Consider the following 20,432-nt stretch of genomic DNA (forward strand, 5'->3'; position numbering starts at 1 on the left):
TGCGTGTCGTCTGCAGGCCGCCGCGCGTTAACCCGGACGCACGACGTCCCGCGCCGACCTTGGAGTGACCGCGTTGCCCGCACCCCTGTCCCGCATCCCGGCGAGAGCGCTCGTCACGGCTCTCCTGGCCGCCGCCTTCTGCGCCCAGGCCGTGGCGGCGCTGCGCCCGCACGTCCCGCTGCTGCTCGCCGCGACGGTCGTGTCCCTGGCCGTCGAGGGCGTGCTGTTCCGCTGGCAGCGCGGCATGCTGTCGGTGTTCGCCAAGTCGCACGCGGACATCACCGTGCGGCATGTGCTGCGGGACCTGCTGCTGGTCGTGGCCCTGCTGCGGCTCGGCGAGCAGCACCGGGAGACGCTGTACACGCCGCTGATCGCCGGTCTGCTCGCTTTCTACGCCCTGCACTGTCTGATCCAGGCGGTCTCGGTGCTGGTCCGCCGCACCCGCACGCTGCCGGTGGTCACCCGCAACATCGACGCCTCCGCCCTGCGCCTGTCCCCCGCGCCGCCGGTCCTGCTGCGCCGCCCCGGCCACCGTCTGCTGGTCTTCGGCCTCCCGGCCACGGCGGGCCTGCTGACCACGGCGGCCACCGACGACCCGCGCTGCGCGGCCCTCGGCATCGCACTGTCCCTGGGGCTGACCCTCATCGGCCTGTACGACCTTGTCGTACGGCTGCTGCCGAGCCGTCGCCCGGCGAGCGAGCGGGAGGCGCTGGACTGGCTCGACGCCTGGCTGGCGGAGTACCGGCCGACGGCCGGGCTCTACTTCTCCGGCGGTGCCTCCTCGGCGTATCAGGCGAACATGTGGCTGGAGCCGCTCGCGAAGCTGGACGGGCGGCCGCTGATCGTGCTGCGCGAGCGGTTCATGGTGCAGAAGATCGCGCCGACCGACGTGCCGATCCTCTGCCTGCCGAAGGTCTCCACCCTGATGCGTCTGGAGGAGTCCTCGCTCCAGGTCCTGATCCATCCCTCGAACTCCGGCAAGACCTCCCAGGTCCTGCGTATCCCCACGCTCAAGCACACCTTCGTCAACCACGGGGAGAGCGACAAGCTGTCGTCCTGCAACCCGTACGCGAAGGCCTACGACGAGGTGTGGGTGGCCGGTCCGGCGGCGCGCGAGCGGTACGCCTCCGCCGAGGTCGGTGTCGAGGACAAGGACGTGGTGGAGATCGGCCGCCCGCAGCTGGACGGCGTCCTGCCGTACGAGGGCGCGCCGGCCGGAGCGTGCACGACGGTCCTGTACGCGCCGACCTGGGAGGGCTGGGACGGCAACCCCGGCAACACCTCGGTGATCGAGGCCGGCGAGAACGTCGTACGCGCGCTGCTCGCCGATCCGGGCGTACGGCTGCTGTACAAGCCGCATCCGCTCACGGGGTCGGTGGATCCGCGGGCCGGGGCGGCCGATCTGCGCATCCGTGAGCTGATCCGGGCGGCGAACCGGGAGCGGACCGGGGAGCGGCCGCAGGTCACCGGTGAACTCGCCCTTCGTACGGCGGAGTTGGACCGGCTGACCGCGATCGCCGGGCGGGCGAGTGCCGATCAGGTCGAGCGGATGCTGCTGCAGTCGGCGCCGGAGCCGGGGCGGGCCGAGGCGGTGGCGCGGGCCACGGCCGCCTGGGAGGAGGCCTACTGGGCGTCGCTGCCCGAGTGGGAGCACCAGGTCATCACCGATGTCCGGCCCACGCTGTACGCCTGCTACAACCAGGCGGACCTGCTGATCAGCGATGTGTCGAGCGTGATCAGCGACTTCCTGGCGAGCGGGAAGCCGTATGCCGTGGCGAACACCAGCGGCCTCGCGGAGGACGTGTTCCGCAAGGCCTTCCCGACCGTGCGCGCGGCGACAGTGCTGACGCCGGACGCGGCCGGGGTGCCGGAGCTGCTGGACGCGGTGCGGCACCCCGAGAGGGACGAACTGGTCGAGGCCCGCGCGGAGTTGAAGCGTCATCTGCTGGGGCCGGACGAGCCGACGTCACAGGTGCGCTTCAACGCGGCCGTGCAGTCGCTGTGTTCGGCGGCCCTGGAGCACCGGGCCCGGATGGCCGAGCGGCTGGCGGCGGAGACCCCCGAGATCCCGGATCAGCGACGGTCCGTCACACCGCGGCGGCCCGCCCACCCGGCGTAGCCCCGCCCGACGTCCTCAGCATCCGGCGCGCCTTGCGTACCGCCCGCCGCAGGAACGAGCCCGCGCCGCCCTCCCGGTATCCGGGGAAGGCGCGGGCCTCGCGCGGTTCGGCGAGGTAGACGGAGTCGGGGATCCCCGCCGCCGCGTCCCGGAAGTGCGGGTAGGCGAGGTAGACCCGGCGGCCCTTCTTCTCCAGGAGGGCCGCCGCCTGCTTCTTGGCCTTGATGAACTCCACGACGGGCAGCAGGAGATCGGCGCGCTGCACGGCGACCAGGTGCAGCCGCAGCCGCTCGTCGACCTTGAGGCGGCGGGCGATGTCCGGGGTCCAGTAGGCGTCCATGAGGGGCTTCGCCAGTTCCAGCTTGTGCTGCCTGACCTTCTCGCTGTCCTTGGCGTACTTGGGCCCGAACTGCGGCAGCAGGGTGATGAGGAACGGGCGGACCATGAGCAGGTCGCGCCGGTCGCCGGCGGGTACGAGCTCGGCTATCAGGTTCATCAGGGCGCGCGCGGAGTCGAAGCGCAGGGTGTAACCGCCGCTCTTCGTCACGTGCTTGCCGTCGTCACGGCCGACCAGGTAGTAGCAGGTGTAGTCGGCGATCACGGAGACGCCGTCGGCCCGCAGATAGGCCTCCATCGTGAACAGCGCGTCCTCGCCGGTCCACAGGGACTCGTCGAAGCGCATGTGGTGCCGAGTCAGTAAATCGCGGCGGAACAGCTTCTGCGCGCTCAGCGTGAACTTGATGTTGGAGGAGAAGACGTCCGTCCGGTCCAGCGTCCTGCCCCACATCGACTTGGGCGCGGTGCGGTTGACGCCCTCGACCCGGCCGAGCACGACGTCCGTGCCGTTCCTGTCGGCCATCGCGACCATGCGCTCCAGGGCCTCGGGGCCCAGCCGGTCGTCGGCGTCCAGGAAGAAGACGTAACGCCCCGCCGCCTTGCCCAGACCGACGTTGCGCGGGCCGCTGGGACCGCCGGAGTTCTCCTGCCGGATCACGGTCACCGGCATCGCGACGCGGGCCGCGAACTCCTCCAGGCACTCCCCCGTCCCGTCCGTCGAGCCGTCGTCGACGGCGATGACCTCGATGCGCTCCGGGTCGATGGTCTGTGCCTCGACGGAAGCCAGGCACTCGACCAGATACGGCATCGCTTCGTACGCCCCGATGATCACAGTCACATCAGGCTGCGTGACGGCCACGTTTCCCCCTCGTTAATGGGATATCTCCCCCGTATCGCCTCATTCGCTACCTGATAGACGGGTGAGCGGTGAAACCGGTTGCCTGACGTCGGTGCTTTCGTGAGTCACGTCACATTTGCAACTTGACATGGGATCACGCTAATCGGGCAACGTAAGAGGCCCACCAGAAACGGCGCGGCCCCCGAGGATTCGCTCCTCGGGGGCCGCGCCGTCGGTTCGGGTGGCCTGGCAGACCTCGCAGGTCAGGCCGTCACATCGTCCTCGGCCGCCGACACCCGCTGCCCGGGCACGGCCGCCAGCTCGCTTTCGGCGGTTCCGGCCGCCGCCCGTGACTCCTGGCCGACGTTGCGCGTCTCGGCCTTGATCGCGAGGTTGGCGACGGCGGTGTTGAACTGGTCGATGGAGTTTGGCTCGTCCGGTCCGAGCAGGTACTGCTTGAGGTCCTTGCGGTCCTCGGCGAGCGGGTCGGCGGCCGGGTCACGTACGGCGGCCAGCAGCCCTCCCAGCTCGGCGGCGCTGTTGGACAGGATCGTCGCGGCGCGCACCGCGGTGTTGTGCCGTTTGAATTCCTCCGCGCCCAGCTCGGCGGAGTCGGTGACGGCGTAGGGCTTGCCGCTGGCGATGAAGTCGGAGACGACGCTGGAGATGTCGGAGACCATCGCGTCACAGACGTTGAAGCAGTCGTACAGGCGCGGCTCGGCGCCCGTGATGACGCGGTGTTCCCAGACCGGGAAGGACCGCCAGTACGCCTCGTTCCACGCTGCGCGCAGCCGGGCGATTTCCTCGTGCTTCGCGACGTCCACCAGGCCGTCGCGGGTGGCCTCGGCCTCGTCGCCCTTGCCGTTGCCCTTGCCCTTGCCGGACAGCTCGGCGAGGCGGGCCTCGATCCGGGCCAGCTCGGCCCTGGCGGCGGCCTGCGTGGCGGTGCCGGCCGTGAAGCGCGGGTCGGTGGCGCGTGCGGTGGCGGCCTGCTCGACCAGGGCGGTGATCCGGCGGTGCGCGGCGCCGGCCTCCTTGCTGACGGTGCCGGTGAAGGGGTGCGGCTTGTACAGGACGCGGACCGGCGGGTCGGCCTGCACCAGCTTCTGCACGATGTTCTCGCCGGCGAGCACGATCGAGGTGTTGCCGGGGTTGCCGTCCCAGCCCTCCCAGGTGGGGGCGTAGAGCACGGTCGGGCAGCGTCCGTCAGCGGCCCCGCCGCGGGGGCCGTCCGGCACGCCCTGCCAGGTCTGGATCGGCGCCAGCTGCGGGCGGCCGACCTCGACGATGTCGTCGTCACGGACGCCGACGTCGGCGATGGCGTAGCGGTCGCGGCCCGCGCGGCCGGCCGTCCACACCTCGTCGTAGACCTTGCTGTACGGGTTGACGCTGGCCAGCTTGTCGCTGTCGCCGTGGCCGATGAAGACGTGCTTCATGGTGGGGACGCGCAGCAGGTGGATGTTCTTGCCGACGTTCGCCGCGTACAGCGCGACGCGCACGCTGGACAGGTCCAGGTTCATCAGGTGCACGCCGCCGGGCACGCAGATGACGGGAACCGTGGTGGGCGCCAGGTTGTTCAGGATGGCCCGCTCGCGCAGGATGATCAGCGGCTTGGAGTCCAGCTGCTCCATGGTCTCCAGCCACATGTTGACCTGGTACGCGGAGTCCCTGGAGCCGGAGAAGTACAGCACCGTCTCGGGCCGGTACTCGGCCAGCCAGTCGTCGACGGCCGCCAGGACCTTCTCCGCGTTCGGCGGGACCTTCGAGCCGCGGACGTACGGGACGAGCGCCAGCACGTACAGGCAGCCCACGCCCACCGTGACGCCGATGCCGACGAAGCCGGCCACGGCCGACTCCAGGGCCGCCGAGACCAGGATGCCCGCGACGGCCGCGAGATCGAGGTGCAGCATCTTCTCCGCGGAGCGGTGCAGCAGCCTGCGCGGCGGGGCGTCGGGGATGCGGATACGGGAGGCGAGGTCGACGTTGCGGGTGGCGACCGGCATACGGCGGCGGTTGCGGATCAAGGTGACCAGCGCGCCATGCGGGGCCTGCAGGCCGTAGAAAGCTATGAAGCAGGCGATCGCGCCGTAGTAGATCAGGTCGTCCGCGAACCCGAGCCGGGCCAGCAGCAGGATCAGCAGCAGCTGTCTGATCAGGAAGCGGATCGACAGACCGGCCCGGACCTTGCTCAGGCGGTTGACCAGATAGCTGCTCTTGCGGTGCAGATAGTGGTCCGCCAGGTACGTCACGGCGGCCGCGGCCGCGAAGGCGGGAACGCTCGGGACGAGCGCGGCCAGCATGAGTACCGGGAAGCCCAGCATCATGAAGGCCGCCGCGGCCAGCTCGGCCGCGCTGCCCACCCGGGCGACGCGAATAGCGGTGGATATCACGGAGAACCTGCTCAGGGAGAGGGGCCGGTCTGAAGGGGGAAGGACTCAGGCCTCTGTGAATTCTTCGTGAATGAAGATTCGCAGAGGCCTGAATTCCATAAGGCTATTAACTGCTGATTATGCCACGCCGTCCTGGCGGTCCAGGACACTGGCCAGCGCCTGCTCGAAGCCGGACGCCTTTCCGGCGGGCGCCGTCGGGTCCTGCTGGCGGACGTCGATCACATGGCCGGTCAGCTCGGAGAGCAGCACGTCGAGGGAGGTCCGGGCGACGGCCTCGGAGGAGAGCAGGCTGCCCGCGGGCTCCTGGCCGAAGGCCTTGGTGCGCATGGGGGTCGCGGTGCGCTCCGGGTTGATGCAGTTGACGCGGATGCCGTCGCCGGCCCACTCGTCGGACAGGGCCTGGGTGAGGTTCACCATGGCGGCCTTGGTCGAGGAGTACAGGCTGTACTCGGCGCGCCCGCGGGTGTAGCTGCTGGAGGTGTACAGCAGCAACTGGCCCTTGGTCTCGGACAGGTACTTGTACGAGGACCGCGCGATCTGCACCGGGGCGAGGTAGTTGACCTTCAGCGCCTCCTCGATGGTGGCGTTGTCGGTCTCGGCGAGCTTGCCGATGCGCAGCACACCGGCGGTGTTCACGACGTAGTCGATGCGCCCGGTCTCGGCGTACGCCTTGGACAGCGCGTCGTCGACCTCCTCCGGGTTCTCCACGTGGGTGCCGGTGGTGGAGCGGCCCAGCGCGTACACCTTGGCGCCGTAGGACTCGGCGAGTTCGGCGATGTCCTTGCCGATGCCGTACGAGCCGCCGAAGACCACGATCGTCTTGCCGGTCAGCAGCTGGCGGTAGGCCTCCTCGCTCACCTGCTCGGGAGCGGCGGTGGAGGCCAGCTGGAAGAGCTTGTCGGCGATGAAGACGTCGACGGGCTGGGTGACCTTCATGTTGTACTCGTCACCCGCGACGACGTGGATCGGCACGTCCGGCAGGTACTTGAGCACGACGGAGCAGTCGTCCGTGGCCTGGAAGTTGGGGTCACCGGCGGCGACCTCGTAGGCCCGCTTGATCGTGGACAGCTTGAACGCCTGCGGCGTCTGGCCGCGGCGCAGCCGGGAGCGGTCCGGGATCTCGGTGATGAACTCGCCGTCCTCGCCGTGCGTGCGGGTCACGATGATGGTGTCCGCGGACGGGATGGCGACGTCGACGGCCTGGAAGCGCTCCAGCGCCACGACACAGTCGTCGATCACGCGCTGTGACAGCAGGGGGCGCACGGCGTCGTGGAAGAGGACGTTGAGGTCCTCGCCCTCGGCCAGGCCCTCACCGAGGGCGTCGATGGCGCGCTCGGTCGTCTCGTTCCGGGTCGAGCCGCCCTCGATGATCTTCTTGACCTTGGTGAACCCGGCCTTGGCGACGATCTTCTCGATGTCCGGCACATAACCGGGCGCCATCAGCACGATGATGTCGTCGATCGAGTCGGCGTTCTCGAAGGTGGTCAACGTGTGCTCGATGACTGCCTTGCCGGCGATCTTCAGCAGCTGCTTGGGGATCGACAGACCCACGCGCTGGCCGGTACCACCCGCCAGGATCACTGCGGTGGTACGGGGCTTGGCTATGTGCTGGGACACAGGTGACCTACCTTGTGGCGACTGGGAACTTGGAAATGGTCCCACTTGGGGTTACCGCAGTGCAAGGTGAGCGTCCCCGGCTGCATATGTGCGCGCAACCTGTCATTCACCTTGTACGCATGGTCATTGTCTGGAGCCTCTCCGGAGGTTCACGGTAATTGCTGTGAGTAACGGCACAGGTTCAGCGAAGCCGTAGCCGCTTCAGGCAACGGTGGCCGAGTACCCGCACGAGTTCCTTCGACGAGGTCTGGTGAACCGTACGCGACTTGGCGGCCGCGGTGTGCCGCACGGGCGCCGCGGCCGCCGCGGCCAGGGCTCCGTACAGCGCCTGAGCCGCGGACTCGGGGGCGATGCGCGGCTCGGGTGCGGTCAGGGTCGCGGGCTTCTGCACGGCGGCCAGTTGCGCGGCGGACAAAAGGCGCATGTCGCCGAGGACCCGCACGCCCGTCCCCTCGATACGCTCCGCGATCTCCGCACCGATCCCGGCGGCGGCCTCGACGGCCCACTGCGGAGTGGAGATCTTCACGTCGTCGGGACCGGGGGTGCACGTGTTCTTCATATGCATCACCGCGCCGTTCCGGACGAGCTGTGAATAGAGCTCCTCGGGCAGTTCATTGGCGCGGAATTCCTTATTAAGATTCCGCAGCATTTCGGTCTCGGCGAGGGTGAGCGAGCGATTCGCCGCGTCCGGAACGGGGCTCAGAAGACGCGCGGGCAGTCCGAGCAGCGCCTCGAAGGTGCGCATCAGGCCCGCCCGGTCCCGGTCGTCGACCACGACGACGGTGACCCGCTCCGGGCCGACAACCCGGGCCCAGCGCTCGACGAGCCGGTCGTGCCGGTGCCGGCGCCAGAAACTGGGGTTGGGCTTCTCGTACGGCGGCTTGGTGAGCATGTGCTCCAGCCAGTCCTCGTAGCCCATGCGCAGGCCGTTCTGCACGTACTGCTGCCACTGCGAGGGCATGATCCGCGCCAGTGGGCGCAGCGTCACCAGGACGTGCACGCGGTCGCCGCCGAGCTGCTCGACGATCCGCTCGATCGCCTCGTCGTCGGGGGCGTCGGCGAAGAACTCGCTGCTGACCACGGAGGTGCGCCGGCCCGTGGCGCGCACCTGCTCAAGGAGCCTCTCCCAGTGCCGCTCGGTCGGCGCGGTGTCGCCCATCATGCCGGTGCGGGCGCAGGCCGCCAGGACCGCTTCCATGGGGTGCCGGGTGTCGGCGGGCCACGCGACGCCGTGCCGGGCCAGCTCGTCCTTCGCCGCGAACAGGGCGCCCTGGATCGCGGTGGTGCCCGTTTTGTGCGGGCCGATGTGCAGCAGCCGGGTCCCGGTGGGCAGCGGGGTGATCACACCGGCGTTGGCCGCGGGTTCATCTCTCGTACAGTCCGTCTCCATGGTCAGAGGACGGTAAGAGCACTTCCTGAGACTGCCGTGAGAGTGACCTGGGACACGGCTGAGTCCCAGGTCCCCACCAGGAGTTACGCGAGCCGCAGCGGGAGTTGCGGCGGTTCCCGGAGCTACACGACCTCGACGCCCGGCTCTCCCGCCTCGACCCGCAGGTTCGCCAGCGTGCTCGGCGTGGCCGTCTGCTGACGGACCGTGTCCACGATCCGCACCTGCGCGTCGATGCCGTCGCGGCGGATGTCGAAGAGGTGGTAGCCGCGGTGGGCGTCGAGCAGCTTCCAGTGCGGGTTGTCCGGCAGGCGCGGGTCCCACTCCTTGTGGAAGGCGGCCTGGTCCTGGTCACCGTTGCTGGAGATGGACGTCCCCACGAACTCGGCCCCGACGACTGCGGAGTCCGGGTCGGCGTAGTCCTCCTTGAGGTCGCTGATCATCGTCAGGTGGCGGTCGCCGGTGAACACGACCGGGTTGCGGACCTGCTTCAGCTCCTGCATCAGGGCGTTGCGTTCGACCTGGTAGCCGTCCCAGGCGTCGTAGTACCAGAGCTTGCCCTCGCCGACCTTGAGGTCGGTCTCGGCCATCATGATCTGCGAGCCGATCATGTTCCAGCGGGCCGGCGAGTTGTGCAGCCCGTCGAGGAGCCACTGCTTCTGCTCGGCGCCGAGCATGGTGAGCGCGGGGTCCTGGGCGCCTTCCTGACTGGTGGCCTGGTCGCTGCGGTACTGCCGGGTGTCCAGCACGCTGAGCCGGGCGAGGCGGCCGAACTCGAGGCGGCGGTACATCTGGATGTGCGGGCCGTTCGGGATGGCGCTCGCGCGGACCGGCATGTGCTCGTAGTACGCCTGGTAGCCGGCGGTCAGCCGGGCCACGAACGCGTCGTGCGTCTGCTTGTCCGGGTCCTGCGGGATCTCGCCGGCGAAGTCGTTGTCGACCTCGTGGTCGTCGAAGGTGACCACCCAGGGCGCGTTCGCGTGCATCGCGGCCAGGTCCGGGTCGGTGCGGTACTGGGCGTACCGGTTGCGGTACTGGACCAGGCTGTACGGCTCACCCGTGCCCTCGTGCCGGCGCACACCGGTCGCCGACGGGGTCGACTCGTAGATATAGTCGCCGACGAACAGCACGAAGTCGGGGTCCTGGTCCAGCATGTCGGCGTACGGCGTGAACCAGCCGTGCTGCCAGTTCTGGCAGGAGGCAAGGGCCATGCGCAGCCGGCCGCCGGAGCTGTGCGGGTGGGGCGCGGTGCGGGTGCGGCCGGTGGGCGAGATCTGGCCGCTCGCGCGGAAGCGGTACCAGTACGTACGGCCCGGGCGCAGCCGCCGTACGTCCACGTGGACGCTGTGTCCGAGCTCGGGCCGGGCCTGGGCGACGCCGCGCCGGACCGGCTGTCTGAACCGTTCGTCCTCCGCGATCTCCCACTCGACGGACACGACGCGGTCGGGCATGCCGCCGCCGTTCAGCGGATCCGGGGCGAGGCGCGTCCACAGCACGATGCCGTCGGGCAGCGGGTCACCGGAGGCGACGCCCAGGCTGAACACGCCGTCGGGCAGCGGCGTTTCGGCGGCCCGGGCGGCCGTCGGCAGCCACAGCTGGGCGGAAGCCGCCGCACCGAGCACTGCGGCTCCGGCGGTCAGAAAGCGGCGTCGGTCGGGCGATACGGATCCGGAAACACCGGTCATCGGCGAACTCCCCTGCCTCGCTGGCCTCTTGGACACTTCGGATGCTCACGCCCGTGGGCGGCCTGGCTACTGAACTGTGAGCTTCGCGTGCATGACAACTAGGAAGACAACAGAAGACCCGTTGCAGCACGGGAACGTGCCCTTGCCACAACGGGTCTGGCGGACGATCAGGAGTTGAACCCGGAGCCCAGCTTCGCGTTCGCCGCGACCGTGCCGAGGGTCCCGGCGCCGAAGGTGACCGAGCCGGTCGGGGTGACCCCGGTCGACGTGGACTTGAACAGCCACACCGACCCGGCGTTCGCGTTCTCCCCCGGTGCGCCGACGACGAGTTCGGCGCGGCCGTCGTGGTCGGCGTCCACGAGGTGGGTCGTGCGGCCGAAGGCGTCGTCGGTCTCCGCCGCGCCCGGCACGCCGGTGGTGTCCTGGTTGACCCCCGTGGCGCCGGTACCGGTCAGACCGCTCGCGCTGCCGCGCAGCACGATGGCCCCGCCCGCACTGCTCAGCCCGTCGAAGTCCTCGCCGGGCACGCCCGTCGAGACATCGGCGTACCCGTCGCCGTTGACGTCGGCGACCGAGACGTCGGAGCCGAAGCCGTCCATCCGCTCGGCGGCACCCGGGACTCCGGCGCTGTCCTGGTTGACGTACATCGCCCTGGTGCCTGTGGGCCCGCTCGCGGAGCCCGGGATGAAGGCGACCCGGCCCCCCAGGGGGATCGGGGTGTCGAGGTCACTGTCGTAACCGTCCACAGGACGCCCCACCACGATGTCCTCGTAGCCGTCGCCGTTCACATCACCCAGGTCGAGCGACTCGCCGCCCTGCACCCGCCAGTCCCTGCCGTCGCGGAGCACGACTCCCTCGGCGAGGCCGTCCTTCGTGCCCTGCCAGTAGGTGACACGGCGGGCGTCGTACTCGTCGCCGTCGTTCATGGTGCCGACGACGTCGTCGATGCCGTCGCCGTTCACGTCACCGGTGGCCAGGTCCAGGAAGCGCGGGTCGGAGTCGTCCTGGACGATCTGCTCCCCGCCGCTCGCGGCACCGTCCCGCCCGAAGGGCCCCTTGACGACCCGCAGCTTGATGAGGCTCTCCACGACGACCAGGTCCGTCGCCCCGTCACCGTTCACATCACCGACGGTGAGCTGGTCCTTGGCACTGAGCCGGTCGTAGGTGTTGTGCCCGTACGCCAGCGCCGCCCCGCCCGACAGCCCCTTCGCCCCGCCCCAGACGACCTGCACGAGCCCGGTCTCGGCACCGCCCTCGACGGAGTCCTCGCCGGTGACGCCGACGATCAGGTCCGCGTACCCGTCCCGGTCGAGGTCGGCGGTGCTGACCGCGCTGCCGAACCGGTCGCCGGTCTCGGCGGAGTCGGGGACGCCGACGGTGTTCTGGCTGATGACCTGCTTGGACGCGGTGTTGAGCCCGCTCGCCGAGCCGTACACCACGGCGACGTACCCGGCGCGCGTCTTCCCGTCGACGGTCGCCTCGGGCGCCGCCACGGCGAGGTCGGAGTAGCCGTCGCCGTTGAAGTCGTCCTGGAGCTTCGCCGCGGCCGACGGAGTGTCGCCGGCGGCGTGGGCCGCGGGCAGAACCGCCGCACCCGTCACCGCCATGACGACGGCGAGTCCCGTGCGCCAGGTCCCCTTGCGCCTGTTCATGGTCCTGTCTCCTGTCGTTTCGTGGGGGGGGCGTACGGGACGGGTCTCGTACGAGGACGTCGCCGCCGTCAGTCCGCCAGCGAGGCGCCGAACCTGGCTCCGGTCGCGGGGAGGCCCATGGTGGCCGAACCGAACGAGAAGGAGCCGCCCGCGGTGATGCCGCCGGAGGTGGCGGAAAAGACCCACACGGAACCGTTGCCGGCGTTCTCCGCGGGGTCGCCGACGACCAGCCCGTCCTTCTTGTCACCGTCGGCGTCGACGAGGGCGGTCTCCGCGCCGAAACGGTCGCCCTTCTCGGCGGTCCCGGGCACACCGCTGGTGTTCTGGCCGAACGCCTTGTATCCCGTGACGGTCAGGCCGTTCGCGCTGCCGCGCAGCACCAGCACGGTGCCCGCGTCGGTGATGCCGTCGAAGTCCTCGCCGGGCAGCCCGGTCGCCACGTCGAGGTAGCCGTCGCCGTCGGTGTCGCCGATGGACAGGCCCGAGCCCATGCCGTCCCCGTGCTCGGACGCGCCCGGCACCCCGGCCGTGTCCTGGTTGATCCACACCGGCTCACGGGTGGTGGAGACGCCGTTCGGACCGCCGTACACGACGGCCAACCCGCCACCCCGGTAAGGGGGTTCGGCGCTGTCGTACATGTCGTCGGAGCGGCCGACGACGATATCGCCGTACCCGTCCCTGTTCAGATCGCCGATCGCGGCGTCCTCGCCGCCGATGATGCGGCCCTGGGCATCCCTGAGCCAGCCCTTGAGGGTGAGCCCGTCGCTGCCGCCCGTGAGGAGGGCGGCGGCACGGGAGTCGGGCGACCCGTTGCCGCCGAGACGCACGACGACGTCGGCGACCCCGTCGCCGGTGACGTCACCGGAGGTCAGCGAGTGGAAGTTCGTCGCCCGCCCGGAGAAGAGAGTGAAGTAGTCCTTCTTCGCGGGCTGTCCGGCCCGGGTGAAGGGGCCGCGCCACACCGTGCCGTCCCCGTGGTCCGTGTCGGGGGTGTCGCTGTTCCAGTCGTCGGCGCCCCCCGCCACCACGTCCGGGTGCTTGTCGCCGTCCACGTCAGCGACGGTGAACCCGCCCTGCCACTCGTACTGCGGGGCCCAGGTCAGGGTCGTCGCCGTGGCCGAGAGCCCCTGGGGGCCGCCCCAGTTGACGACGAGGGCGTATCCGTTGTCGATGTCCTCCAGGTACCGCCCGACGGTCGACAGCAGGTCCGCGTACCCGTCTCCGTCCAGGTCGGCGCTCTGCAACCGGGTGCCGTACCCGGCGTGGTATTCGCCGGACGGCCGGTTCAGCACCTGCTTGCGTGAGGTCGACAGCCCGCTGGAGGAGCCGTACAGCACACTGACCGCGCCCGCCCGTGTCTCCCCGTCCGGCGCGGTGCCGGGCGCGCCGATCGCCAGGTCGGGATAACCGTCCCCGTTGAAGTCGTCGTGCAACCGCTTGGTGCTCGGCGTGGCCGTCGTGGCCTCGCTGGTGGCGGCGCTGACGGCGGGCACCGCCAGCGCGCCGGCGACGACGGCGATGCCGGTGGCGAGGGCGAGACGTCTCCGGCGGCGGGAAGGCGAGGACACATCATCTCCGGTAATCCGAACGGCGGTTGAGGGTGGAGAGGGTCCCGAAAGTTCAAGATCCTCAGCCACGCCGCCCAGTACGACTCACCGGAGAGCGAGGGGGTTGCCCTGCGATACGCCGGGAATTTTCCCGACGTTAACCAATCCGGCCAATCCAGTCGGCGGGGCGCCCCGGCACAGGGCGCCCCCTCGGACCGGCCTTCCGAACAGGCCGTCCTGCCTCCGAACGGCCTTCCGCAGGCCGTCCTGCCTTAGAACGGCTCGAAGTCGTCGAACTCCTGCGACGCCTCATCCCGCTCGGCCTGCTTGTCACGCCGCCGCTGCGCCGAAGGCCGCGGCGCCTCGAAGCGGTGGTCCTCACCCCGGCGACCCAGCATCTCCGCCCCGGCCATCACGGTCGGCTCCCAGTCGAAGACGACGGCGTTCTCCTCGGGGCCGATGGCGACGCCGTCACCGGAACGGGCCCCCGCCTTCATCAACTCCTCTTCCACACCGAGGCGGTTGAGGCGGTCCGCGAGATACCCCACGGCCTCGTCGTTGTTGAAGTCGGTCTGGAGCACCCAGCGCTCGGGCTTCTCACCGCGCACCCGGAACAGCGGCTCACCGCCGGCCTCCTCGCGCGTCACGGTGAAGCCCGTGTCGTCGACGGCCTTCGGCCGGATCACGATCCGCGTCGCCTCCTCCTTCGGCTTCGCGGCCCGCGCGTTGCCCACCAGCTCGGCCAGCGCGAACGACAGCTCCTTCAGCCCGATGTGCGCCACCGCCGACACCTCGAAGACCCGGTAGCCGCGGGCCTCCAGATCCGGCCGCACCATCTCGGCGAGGTCCTTGCCGTCCGGTACGTCGATCTTGTTCAGGACGACGATCCGCGGCCGGTTGTCGAGGCCGCCGTATTCCCGCAGCTCCGCCTCGATGATGTCCAGGTCCGTGACGGGGTCCCGGTCGGACTCCAGCGTCGCGGTGTCCAGGACGTGCACGAGGACGCTGCACCGCTCGACGTGCCGCAGGAACTCCAGGCCCAGGCCCTTGCCCTGGCTGGCGCCCGGGATGAGCCCGGGGACGTCGGCGATGGTGTACACGGTCGAACCGGCGGTCACCACGCCGAGGTTCGGCACGAGGGTCGTGAACGGGTAGTCCGCGATCTTCGGCTTGGCGGCGCTCAGCACGGAGATCAGCGAGGACTTGCCGGCGCTCGGGTATCCGACGAGCGCCACGTCGGCGACCGTCTTCAGCTCCAGGACGATGTCCTGAAGGTCCCCCGGCACACCGAGGAGCGCGAACCCGGGCGCCTTGCGCCGCGCCGACGCCAGCGCGGCGTTGCCGAGCCCGCCCCGGCCGCCCTGCGCGGCGACGTACGAGGTCCCGTGCCCGACCAGGTCGGCGAGGACGTTTCCGGCCTTGTCCAGCACGACGGTGCCGTCCGGCACGGGAAGGACCAGGTCCTGCCCGTCCTTCCCCGACCGGTTGCCGCCCTCGCCGGGCTTGCCGTTGGTGGCCTTGCGGTGCGGGGAGTGGTGGTAGTCGAGCAGCGTGGTGATCGACTGGTCGACGGTGAGGATTACGTCCCCGCCGCGCCCGCCGTTGCCGCCGTCGGGCCCGCCGAGCGGCTTGAACTTCTCACGGTGGACGGAGGCACAGCCGTGGCCTCCGTTACCCGCGGCGACATGCAGTTCGACGCGGTCCACGAAGGTGGTCATGGTGGGTGCCTCCAGCACTACGAAAACGTACGGTGATGTCTCTGCTGTAACACGCGAAAGGCGGACCCGCCTTCCCACCTGGGAAGTGAGGTCCGCCTCGCGAAGGATTCGGAACGAGTCGCTCGGTCCAGCCTTGAGTCAGAGGACTCAGGCGACCGGAACGATGTTCACGACCTTGCGGCCACGGCTGGTGCCGAACTCCACCGCACCGGGCTGCAGCGCGAACAGCGTGTCGTCGCCGCCACGGCCGACGCCCGCACCGGGGTGGAAGTGGGTGCCGCGCTGGCGGACCAGGATCTCACCCGCGTTGACGACCTGACCGCCGAAGCGCTTCACGCCGAGCCGCTGGGCATTCGAGTCGCGACCGTTCCGGGTGGACGATGCGCCCTTCTTGTGTGCCATTTCTCCTCAGTCCCTTACTTCGCAGCCGCGGGGATCTCAGTGACCTTGATCGCCGTGTACTGCTGGCGGTGGCCCTGACGGCGACGGTAGCCGGTCTTGTTCTTGTAGCGCAGAATGTCGATCTTCTGGCCCTTGTGGTGGTCCACGACCTCGGCCTGGACCTTGATGCCGGCCAGCACCCACGGGTCGCTGGTCACAGCGTCGCCGTCGACAACGAGCAGGGTCGAGAGCTCGACCGTGTCGCCAACCTTGGCAGTGGAAATCTTGTCAACCTCAACGATGTCGCCGACAGCAACCTTGTGCTGGCGACCACCGCTGCGCACGATGGCGTACACGCGGATCTCACTCTCTCGCTCGGAAACGGCACCCCCGAAGTCCAGCCACCCACGCACGCGGGCGGCCTCTCCGGAGCACCCTGTGCTCCAGAGGAAGAGGTTTACGGGGATGTGGCGCGCCCTGTATCCACGGACACGCCGACGGTCAAGGTTACGGGGCCGTGGCCGAGGGGGTCAAACCGGGCCCGGCCCCAACGGAGTGCGGCCGGTCACAGGGACCGGCCGCACCTCGTATAACTCGTGACGAGCGTCACTCGTTGACGAGCATCACTCGTCGGTGAGCGTCACTCGTCGGTGGCGGCAGAGACCGTGGTCTTCTTCGCCGTCGACTTGGCCGCGGCCGTCTTGGCGGTCTTCGCCGCCTTCTTGGCCGTCGCCTTCTTGGCGACCGTCTTCTTGGCCGCGGTCTTCTTGGTGGCGGCCTTCTTCGCCGTGGCCTTCTTGGCCGTCTTACGGGCCGTCTTCTTGGCCGGAGCCGTCTCCTCGACGCCCCCCTCGGCGGCCGGGGCCTCAGCGGTGGCCTCCGCCTCCGTGGCCGGGACGACCACGACGGCCGTCTCCTCGGACGCGGTCGGCGCGGTGGCCTTGCGTACGGCACGGCGCCGCGGACGGGCCGGAGCGGCACTCTCGGCGACCGTCTCGGCCACAGCCGCCTCGGCCTGCTCAGCCGGAGCCTCGGCCAGGGCTTCCGCCACCTGCTCGGGCGCCTGCGACGCGGCCTCGGTGACGGTCACCACGGTGGGCTCGGCCCCCGCGGGCGACCCGGCGGGCGCGGACACCTTACGGGTCGCGCGACGCCGCGTACGCCCCTTGTGCGCGGCCTCCTCGACGGCCGGGGCCTCGGCGGCCGGAACCTCGGCAGCCGGGGCCTCCGTGGCCGCGGCCTCGACGACCGCGTCCTCCACGGCCACCGGCTCGGCCTTCGCCTCGGCGGCCGACTCCGGCTGCACCGGACGCGCGACCTCGTCGGCGACGGTCACGTCCTGAGCCGTGGGAACGGCCTCGGACTTCCTGGGCGCACCCGCCGGGGCCGACGCCCGCCGACCGCCACGGCGCCGCGAACGGCCACCGCGTCCGGCCGCGGCCTCCGCCTCGGCGACGCTGCTGTACAGCTCCTCGTCCGGCGCGAAGGCCGGCTCGGGCAGCGCGGCGGGCTCGGCGACCTCGGCGGCGACCTCGATCTCGGTCTCCGCCTCCTCCTCGGCCGTCTCGACCGGCTCGACGGCGACGGCGGCCTCGTGGACGTGCTCGGGACCGGCACCGGCCCGCGCGCGCTTCTTGCGCTTGCCGCCGCCTCCGGCGGAGGTCGGCTGCTCCATGTGCACGATGACACCGCGGCCGTTGCAGTGGACGCAGGTCTCGGAGAAGGACTCCAGCAGGCCCTGGCCGACCCGCTTGCGGGTCATCTGGACCAGGCCCAGCGAGGTGACCTCGGCGACCTGGTGCTTCGTACGGTCCCGGCCCAGGCACTCCAGCAGGCGCCGCAGCACCAGGTCCCGGTTGGACTCCAGCACCATGTCGATGAAGTCGATGACGATGATGCCGCCGAGGTCGCGCAGCCGCAGCTGGCGGACGATCTCCTCGGCCGCCTCCAGGTTGTTCCTGGTGACGGTCTCCTCGAGGTTGCCGCCCTGACCGGTGAACTTGCCGGTGTTGACGTCGACGACGACCATCGCCTCGGTCCGGTCGATCACCAGCGAACCGCCGCTGGGCAGCCAGACCTTGCGGTCCAGCGCCTTGGCGAGCTGCTCGTCGATCCGGTACGTGGCGAAGACGTCGACCTCGGAGGTCCACTTCTGCAGCCGCTCGGCGAGGTCCGGCGCCACGTGCGAGACATACCCGTGGACGGTCTCCCAGGCCTCGTCACCGCTGACGACGACCTTGGAGAAGTCCTCGTTGAAGATGTCCCGGACGACCCGGACGGTCATGTCCGGCTCGCCGTACAGCAGCGTCGGCGCGTTGCCGTTCTTGGCCTTCTTCTGGATGTCCTCCCACTGCGCCTGCAGCCGCTCGACGTCCCGGCGCAGCTCGTCCTCGCTCGCGCCCTCGGCGGCGGTGCGCACGATGACGCCCGCGTCCTCGGGGACGATCTTCTTGAGGATGGTCTTCAGACGCGCGCGCTCGGTGTCGGGCAGCTTGCGGCTGATGCCGGTCATGGAGCCCTCGGGGACGTACACGAGGTAGCGGCCCGGGAGGGAGACCTGACTGGTCAGACGCGCGCCCTTGTGCCCGATCGGGTCCTTCGTCACCTGGACGAGCACGGACTGGCCGGACTTGAGGGCGGACTCGATGCGCCGCGGGCCGTTGGCCATGCCGAGCGCCTCGAAGTTGACCTCACCGGCGTACAGGACGGCGTTGCGGCCCTTGCCGATGTCGATGAAGGCGGCCTCCATCGACGGCAGCACGTTCTGGACCTTGCCCAGGTAGACGTTGCCGACGTACGAGGTGGCCTGCTCCTTGTTGACGTAGTGCTCGACGAGCACGTTGTCCTCGAGGACGCCGATCTGGGTGCGGTCGCCGTACTGACGGACGACCATCACGCGCTCGACGGCCTCACGGCGGGCCAGGAACTCGGCCTCGGTGATGATCGGAACGCGTCGGCGGCCCTGCTCACGGCCTTCCCGGCGGCGCTGCTTCTTGGCCTCAAGGCGCGTGGAGCCCTTGATGGACTGCACCTCGTCGGACGGCTCGGCCTTCGGGCGCGGCTCGCGGACCTTGACGACGGTGCGCTCGGGGTCGCCGTCACCGGGCTCGGTGTCGACGGCGGAGTCACCGGCGCGACGACGACGGCGCCGGCGGCGACGGCTGGAGCTGGACCCGCCGCCATCCTCGGCGCGCGCGTCCTCGTCGTCCTCTTCCTCCTGCTCGGCGGTGTCCTCGGCGTCCTGCGCGGCCTGCTCCGCGGCGACCTCGTCGCCCTCGGTGTCACCGCCCTCGGCGTCCGCGGCCTCACCGCGACGACGACGCCGGCCACCACGCCGACGGCGCCGGCGCGACCCGGTCTCCTCGGTCTCTTCGGAGTCCTCGCCCTCGGCGATGTCCTCGGCGGCCTCTTCGGCCTCCTCGGTCTCGTCCTCGGCGGCGGCGGTCTCGACGGCCTGAGCCTGGGCCTCGGCCTCCTCGCCGGGCGCGGCGCCCCGGCGCCGGCGGCGACGCTTCGCCGCGCTGGGCTGCTCCTCCGCCGGAGCCAGAGCCTCTTCCACGTCCTCGGTCTCCGCCTCGGCGGCGGCCTCGGCGGCAGCCCGCTGGGGCGTCTGGAACTGCGGCTCGGTGAACACGGGCGCCTGGAACACGGCCACGGCGGGGCGGGCCGGCCGCGGAGCCTCGGCCGCCTCGGAGGCGGCGGACTGAGCGGGCTCGGCGAACCCGGCGGCGGCCCGCCGGACGACACGACGACGGCGGCGCGGGGCGGCGTCCTCGTCGGCCTCGGCCGCGGGTGCCTCGGCGGGCGCGCCGACACCGGCGATCGCGGCGGCCTCGGTCTCGATGCCGGGGGTCACGGGGGTCTCCGCCGTCGCCGGCGTCTCCGCGGGAGCCTCGGCGACAGCGGCCTCGGCCGCCTCGTCGGCGGCGGGCTCGGTCACCCGGCGCGTGGCACGGCGACGCGTACGACGCGGAGCGGCCTCCTCGGCGGCCTCGACGGCTTCCTCCGCCTCGGCGGGGGCTTCGGCGCTCACGGGCGCCTCGGCGCTCTCGTCGGCCGGAGTACCGGCGGGGGCTGCCACCTTGCGCGTGGCACGGCGACGCGTACGACGCGGGGCCGCCTCCTCGGCGGCCTCGTCGGAGGCGACGGCCTCGGCAGGGGCGGCGGCTTCAGCGGCGGCGGGCACCTCGGCGGGGGCGGCGCTCTCGGCAGCCTCCGTCGGCGCCGGAGCGCCGGCGGGCGCGGACGCCCGGCGCACCGCACGGCGACGCGTACGAGGCGGAGCGGCGTCCTCGGTCACCTCGGCGCTCTCCACCGGGCTCTCCTCGGCGACCGGCGCGGCGGCAGCCACGGGCACCACGGTCTCTGCGGCCTCGGCAGCCGCGGGCGCGGAGGCGCGGCGCACCGCGCGGCGACGCGTACGGCCGGCAGGTGCGGCCTCCGCCGCCTCTTCCTCGGTCCCTTCGGCTTCTGCGGCCTCAGGAGCGACCTCGGCCTCTACGGCCTCGACGCTCTCCTCGGGCTTCTCAGCCGTCTCGGCCTCCTCGCTCAGCGCCGCCACATCGGCGGCCTCGGCGACCGGTATGGCCGGCGCGACCACCTCTGCGGGCTGCGCCTCGCCGGCACCCGTGGGCGGGCCCGCCGGGCGGGACGCGGCACGGCGCCGACGACGCGGCGGCAGGGTGTCGCTGGGAGTGTTCAGTTCGGAACCCTCAGTGGGTTCGGTCGGTTCGAGCATGCGGGCGTTTCTCCCGTCAGGCTC

The 20,432-nt window shown here is 70.9% G+C and carries 12 protein-coding genes; 1 reads left to right on the top strand and 11 read right to left on the bottom strand.

The features are described 5' to 3' along the window. Positions 1-73: 73 nt before the first annotated feature. On the top strand, positions 74-2,119 hold the full coding sequence (locus tag ABIE67_RS16565; protein WP_370257860.1) for a hypothetical protein: 2,046 nt from the start codon (positions 74-76) through the stop codon (positions 2,117-2,119). Here ABIE67_RS16565 and ABIE67_RS16570 read toward each other — a convergent pair. From ABIE67_RS16570 to ABIE67_RS16620, 11 genes are all read right to left on the bottom strand, one after another. Then, positions 2,088-3,314: a glycosyltransferase family 2 protein gene (locus tag ABIE67_RS16570; protein WP_370257862.1), complete on the bottom strand. Its 1,227-nt coding sequence runs from the start codon at positions 3,312-3,314 to the stop codon at positions 2,088-2,090. The genes ABIE67_RS16565 and ABIE67_RS16570 overlap by 32 nt on opposite strands. 242 nt (positions 3,315-3,556) lie before the next feature. After that, a complete protein-coding gene (locus tag ABIE67_RS16575) occupies positions 3,557-5,653 on the bottom strand; it encodes a hypothetical protein (RefSeq protein WP_370268657.1) in 2,097 nt (698 codons plus the stop codon). 147 nt (positions 5,654-5,800) lie between these two features. Then, a complete protein-coding gene (locus ABIE67_RS16580) occupies positions 5,801-7,300 on the bottom strand; it encodes a bifunctional cytidylyltransferase/SDR family oxidoreductase (RefSeq protein ID WP_048583889.1) in 1,500 nt (499 codons plus the stop codon). A gap of 181 nt (positions 7,301-7,481) precedes the next feature. Beyond that, on the bottom strand, positions 7,482-8,690 hold the full coding sequence (locus ABIE67_RS16585) for a hypothetical protein (RefSeq protein ID WP_370257864.1): 1,209 nt from the start codon (positions 8,688-8,690) through the stop codon (positions 7,482-7,484). Between the two features lie 122 nt (positions 8,691-8,812). Beyond that, positions 8,813-10,372 carry an alkaline phosphatase gene (locus ABIE67_RS16590; RefSeq protein WP_370257866.1) on the bottom strand — a complete coding sequence of 520 codons (1,560 nt, stop codon included), beginning with the start codon at positions 10,370-10,372 and terminating at the stop codon, positions 8,813-8,815. A 167-nt stretch (positions 10,373-10,539) separates the two neighbouring features. Continuing rightward, the gene (locus ABIE67_RS16595) at positions 10,540-12,024 is read right to left on the bottom strand and encodes an FG-GAP-like repeat-containing protein (RefSeq protein ID WP_370257868.1); all 1,485 of its coding nucleotides are present in this window, start codon (positions 12,022-12,024) and stop codon (positions 10,540-10,542) included. 68 nt (positions 12,025-12,092) lie between these two features. After that, positions 12,093-13,592, bottom strand: a complete 1,500-nt coding sequence (locus ABIE67_RS16600) for an FG-GAP-like repeat-containing protein (RefSeq protein ID WP_370257869.1) — start codon at positions 13,590-13,592, stop codon at positions 12,093-12,095. A gap of 251 nt (positions 13,593-13,843) precedes the next feature. Continuing rightward, on the bottom strand, positions 13,844-15,289 hold the full coding sequence (obgE, locus tag ABIE67_RS16605) for a GTPase ObgE (protein WP_370257871.1): 1,446 nt from the start codon (positions 15,287-15,289) through the stop codon (positions 13,844-13,846). Positions 15,290-15,436: 147 nt separating this feature from the next. After that, complete coding sequence (gene rpmA, locus ABIE67_RS16610) at positions 15,437-15,691, bottom strand: 50S ribosomal protein L27 (RefSeq protein ID WP_366825482.1); 255 nt, start codon at positions 15,689-15,691, stop codon at positions 15,437-15,439. Between the two features lie 14 nt (positions 15,692-15,705). Then, positions 15,706-16,026, bottom strand: a complete 321-nt coding sequence (rplU, locus tag ABIE67_RS16615) for a 50S ribosomal protein L21 (protein WP_004931419.1) — start codon at positions 16,024-16,026, stop codon at positions 15,706-15,708. Between the two features lie 284 nt (positions 16,027-16,310). Next, positions 16,311-20,408, bottom strand: a complete 4,098-nt coding sequence (locus ABIE67_RS16620; protein WP_370257873.1) for a ribonuclease E/G — start codon at positions 20,406-20,408, stop codon at positions 16,311-16,313. Positions 20,409-20,432: the final 24 nt, after the last annotated feature.

Source organism: Streptomyces sp. V4I8 (assembly GCF_041261225.1).
In the GTDB taxonomy this organism is placed as follows: Bacteria; Actinomycetota; Actinomycetes; order Streptomycetales; family Streptomycetaceae; genus Streptomyces.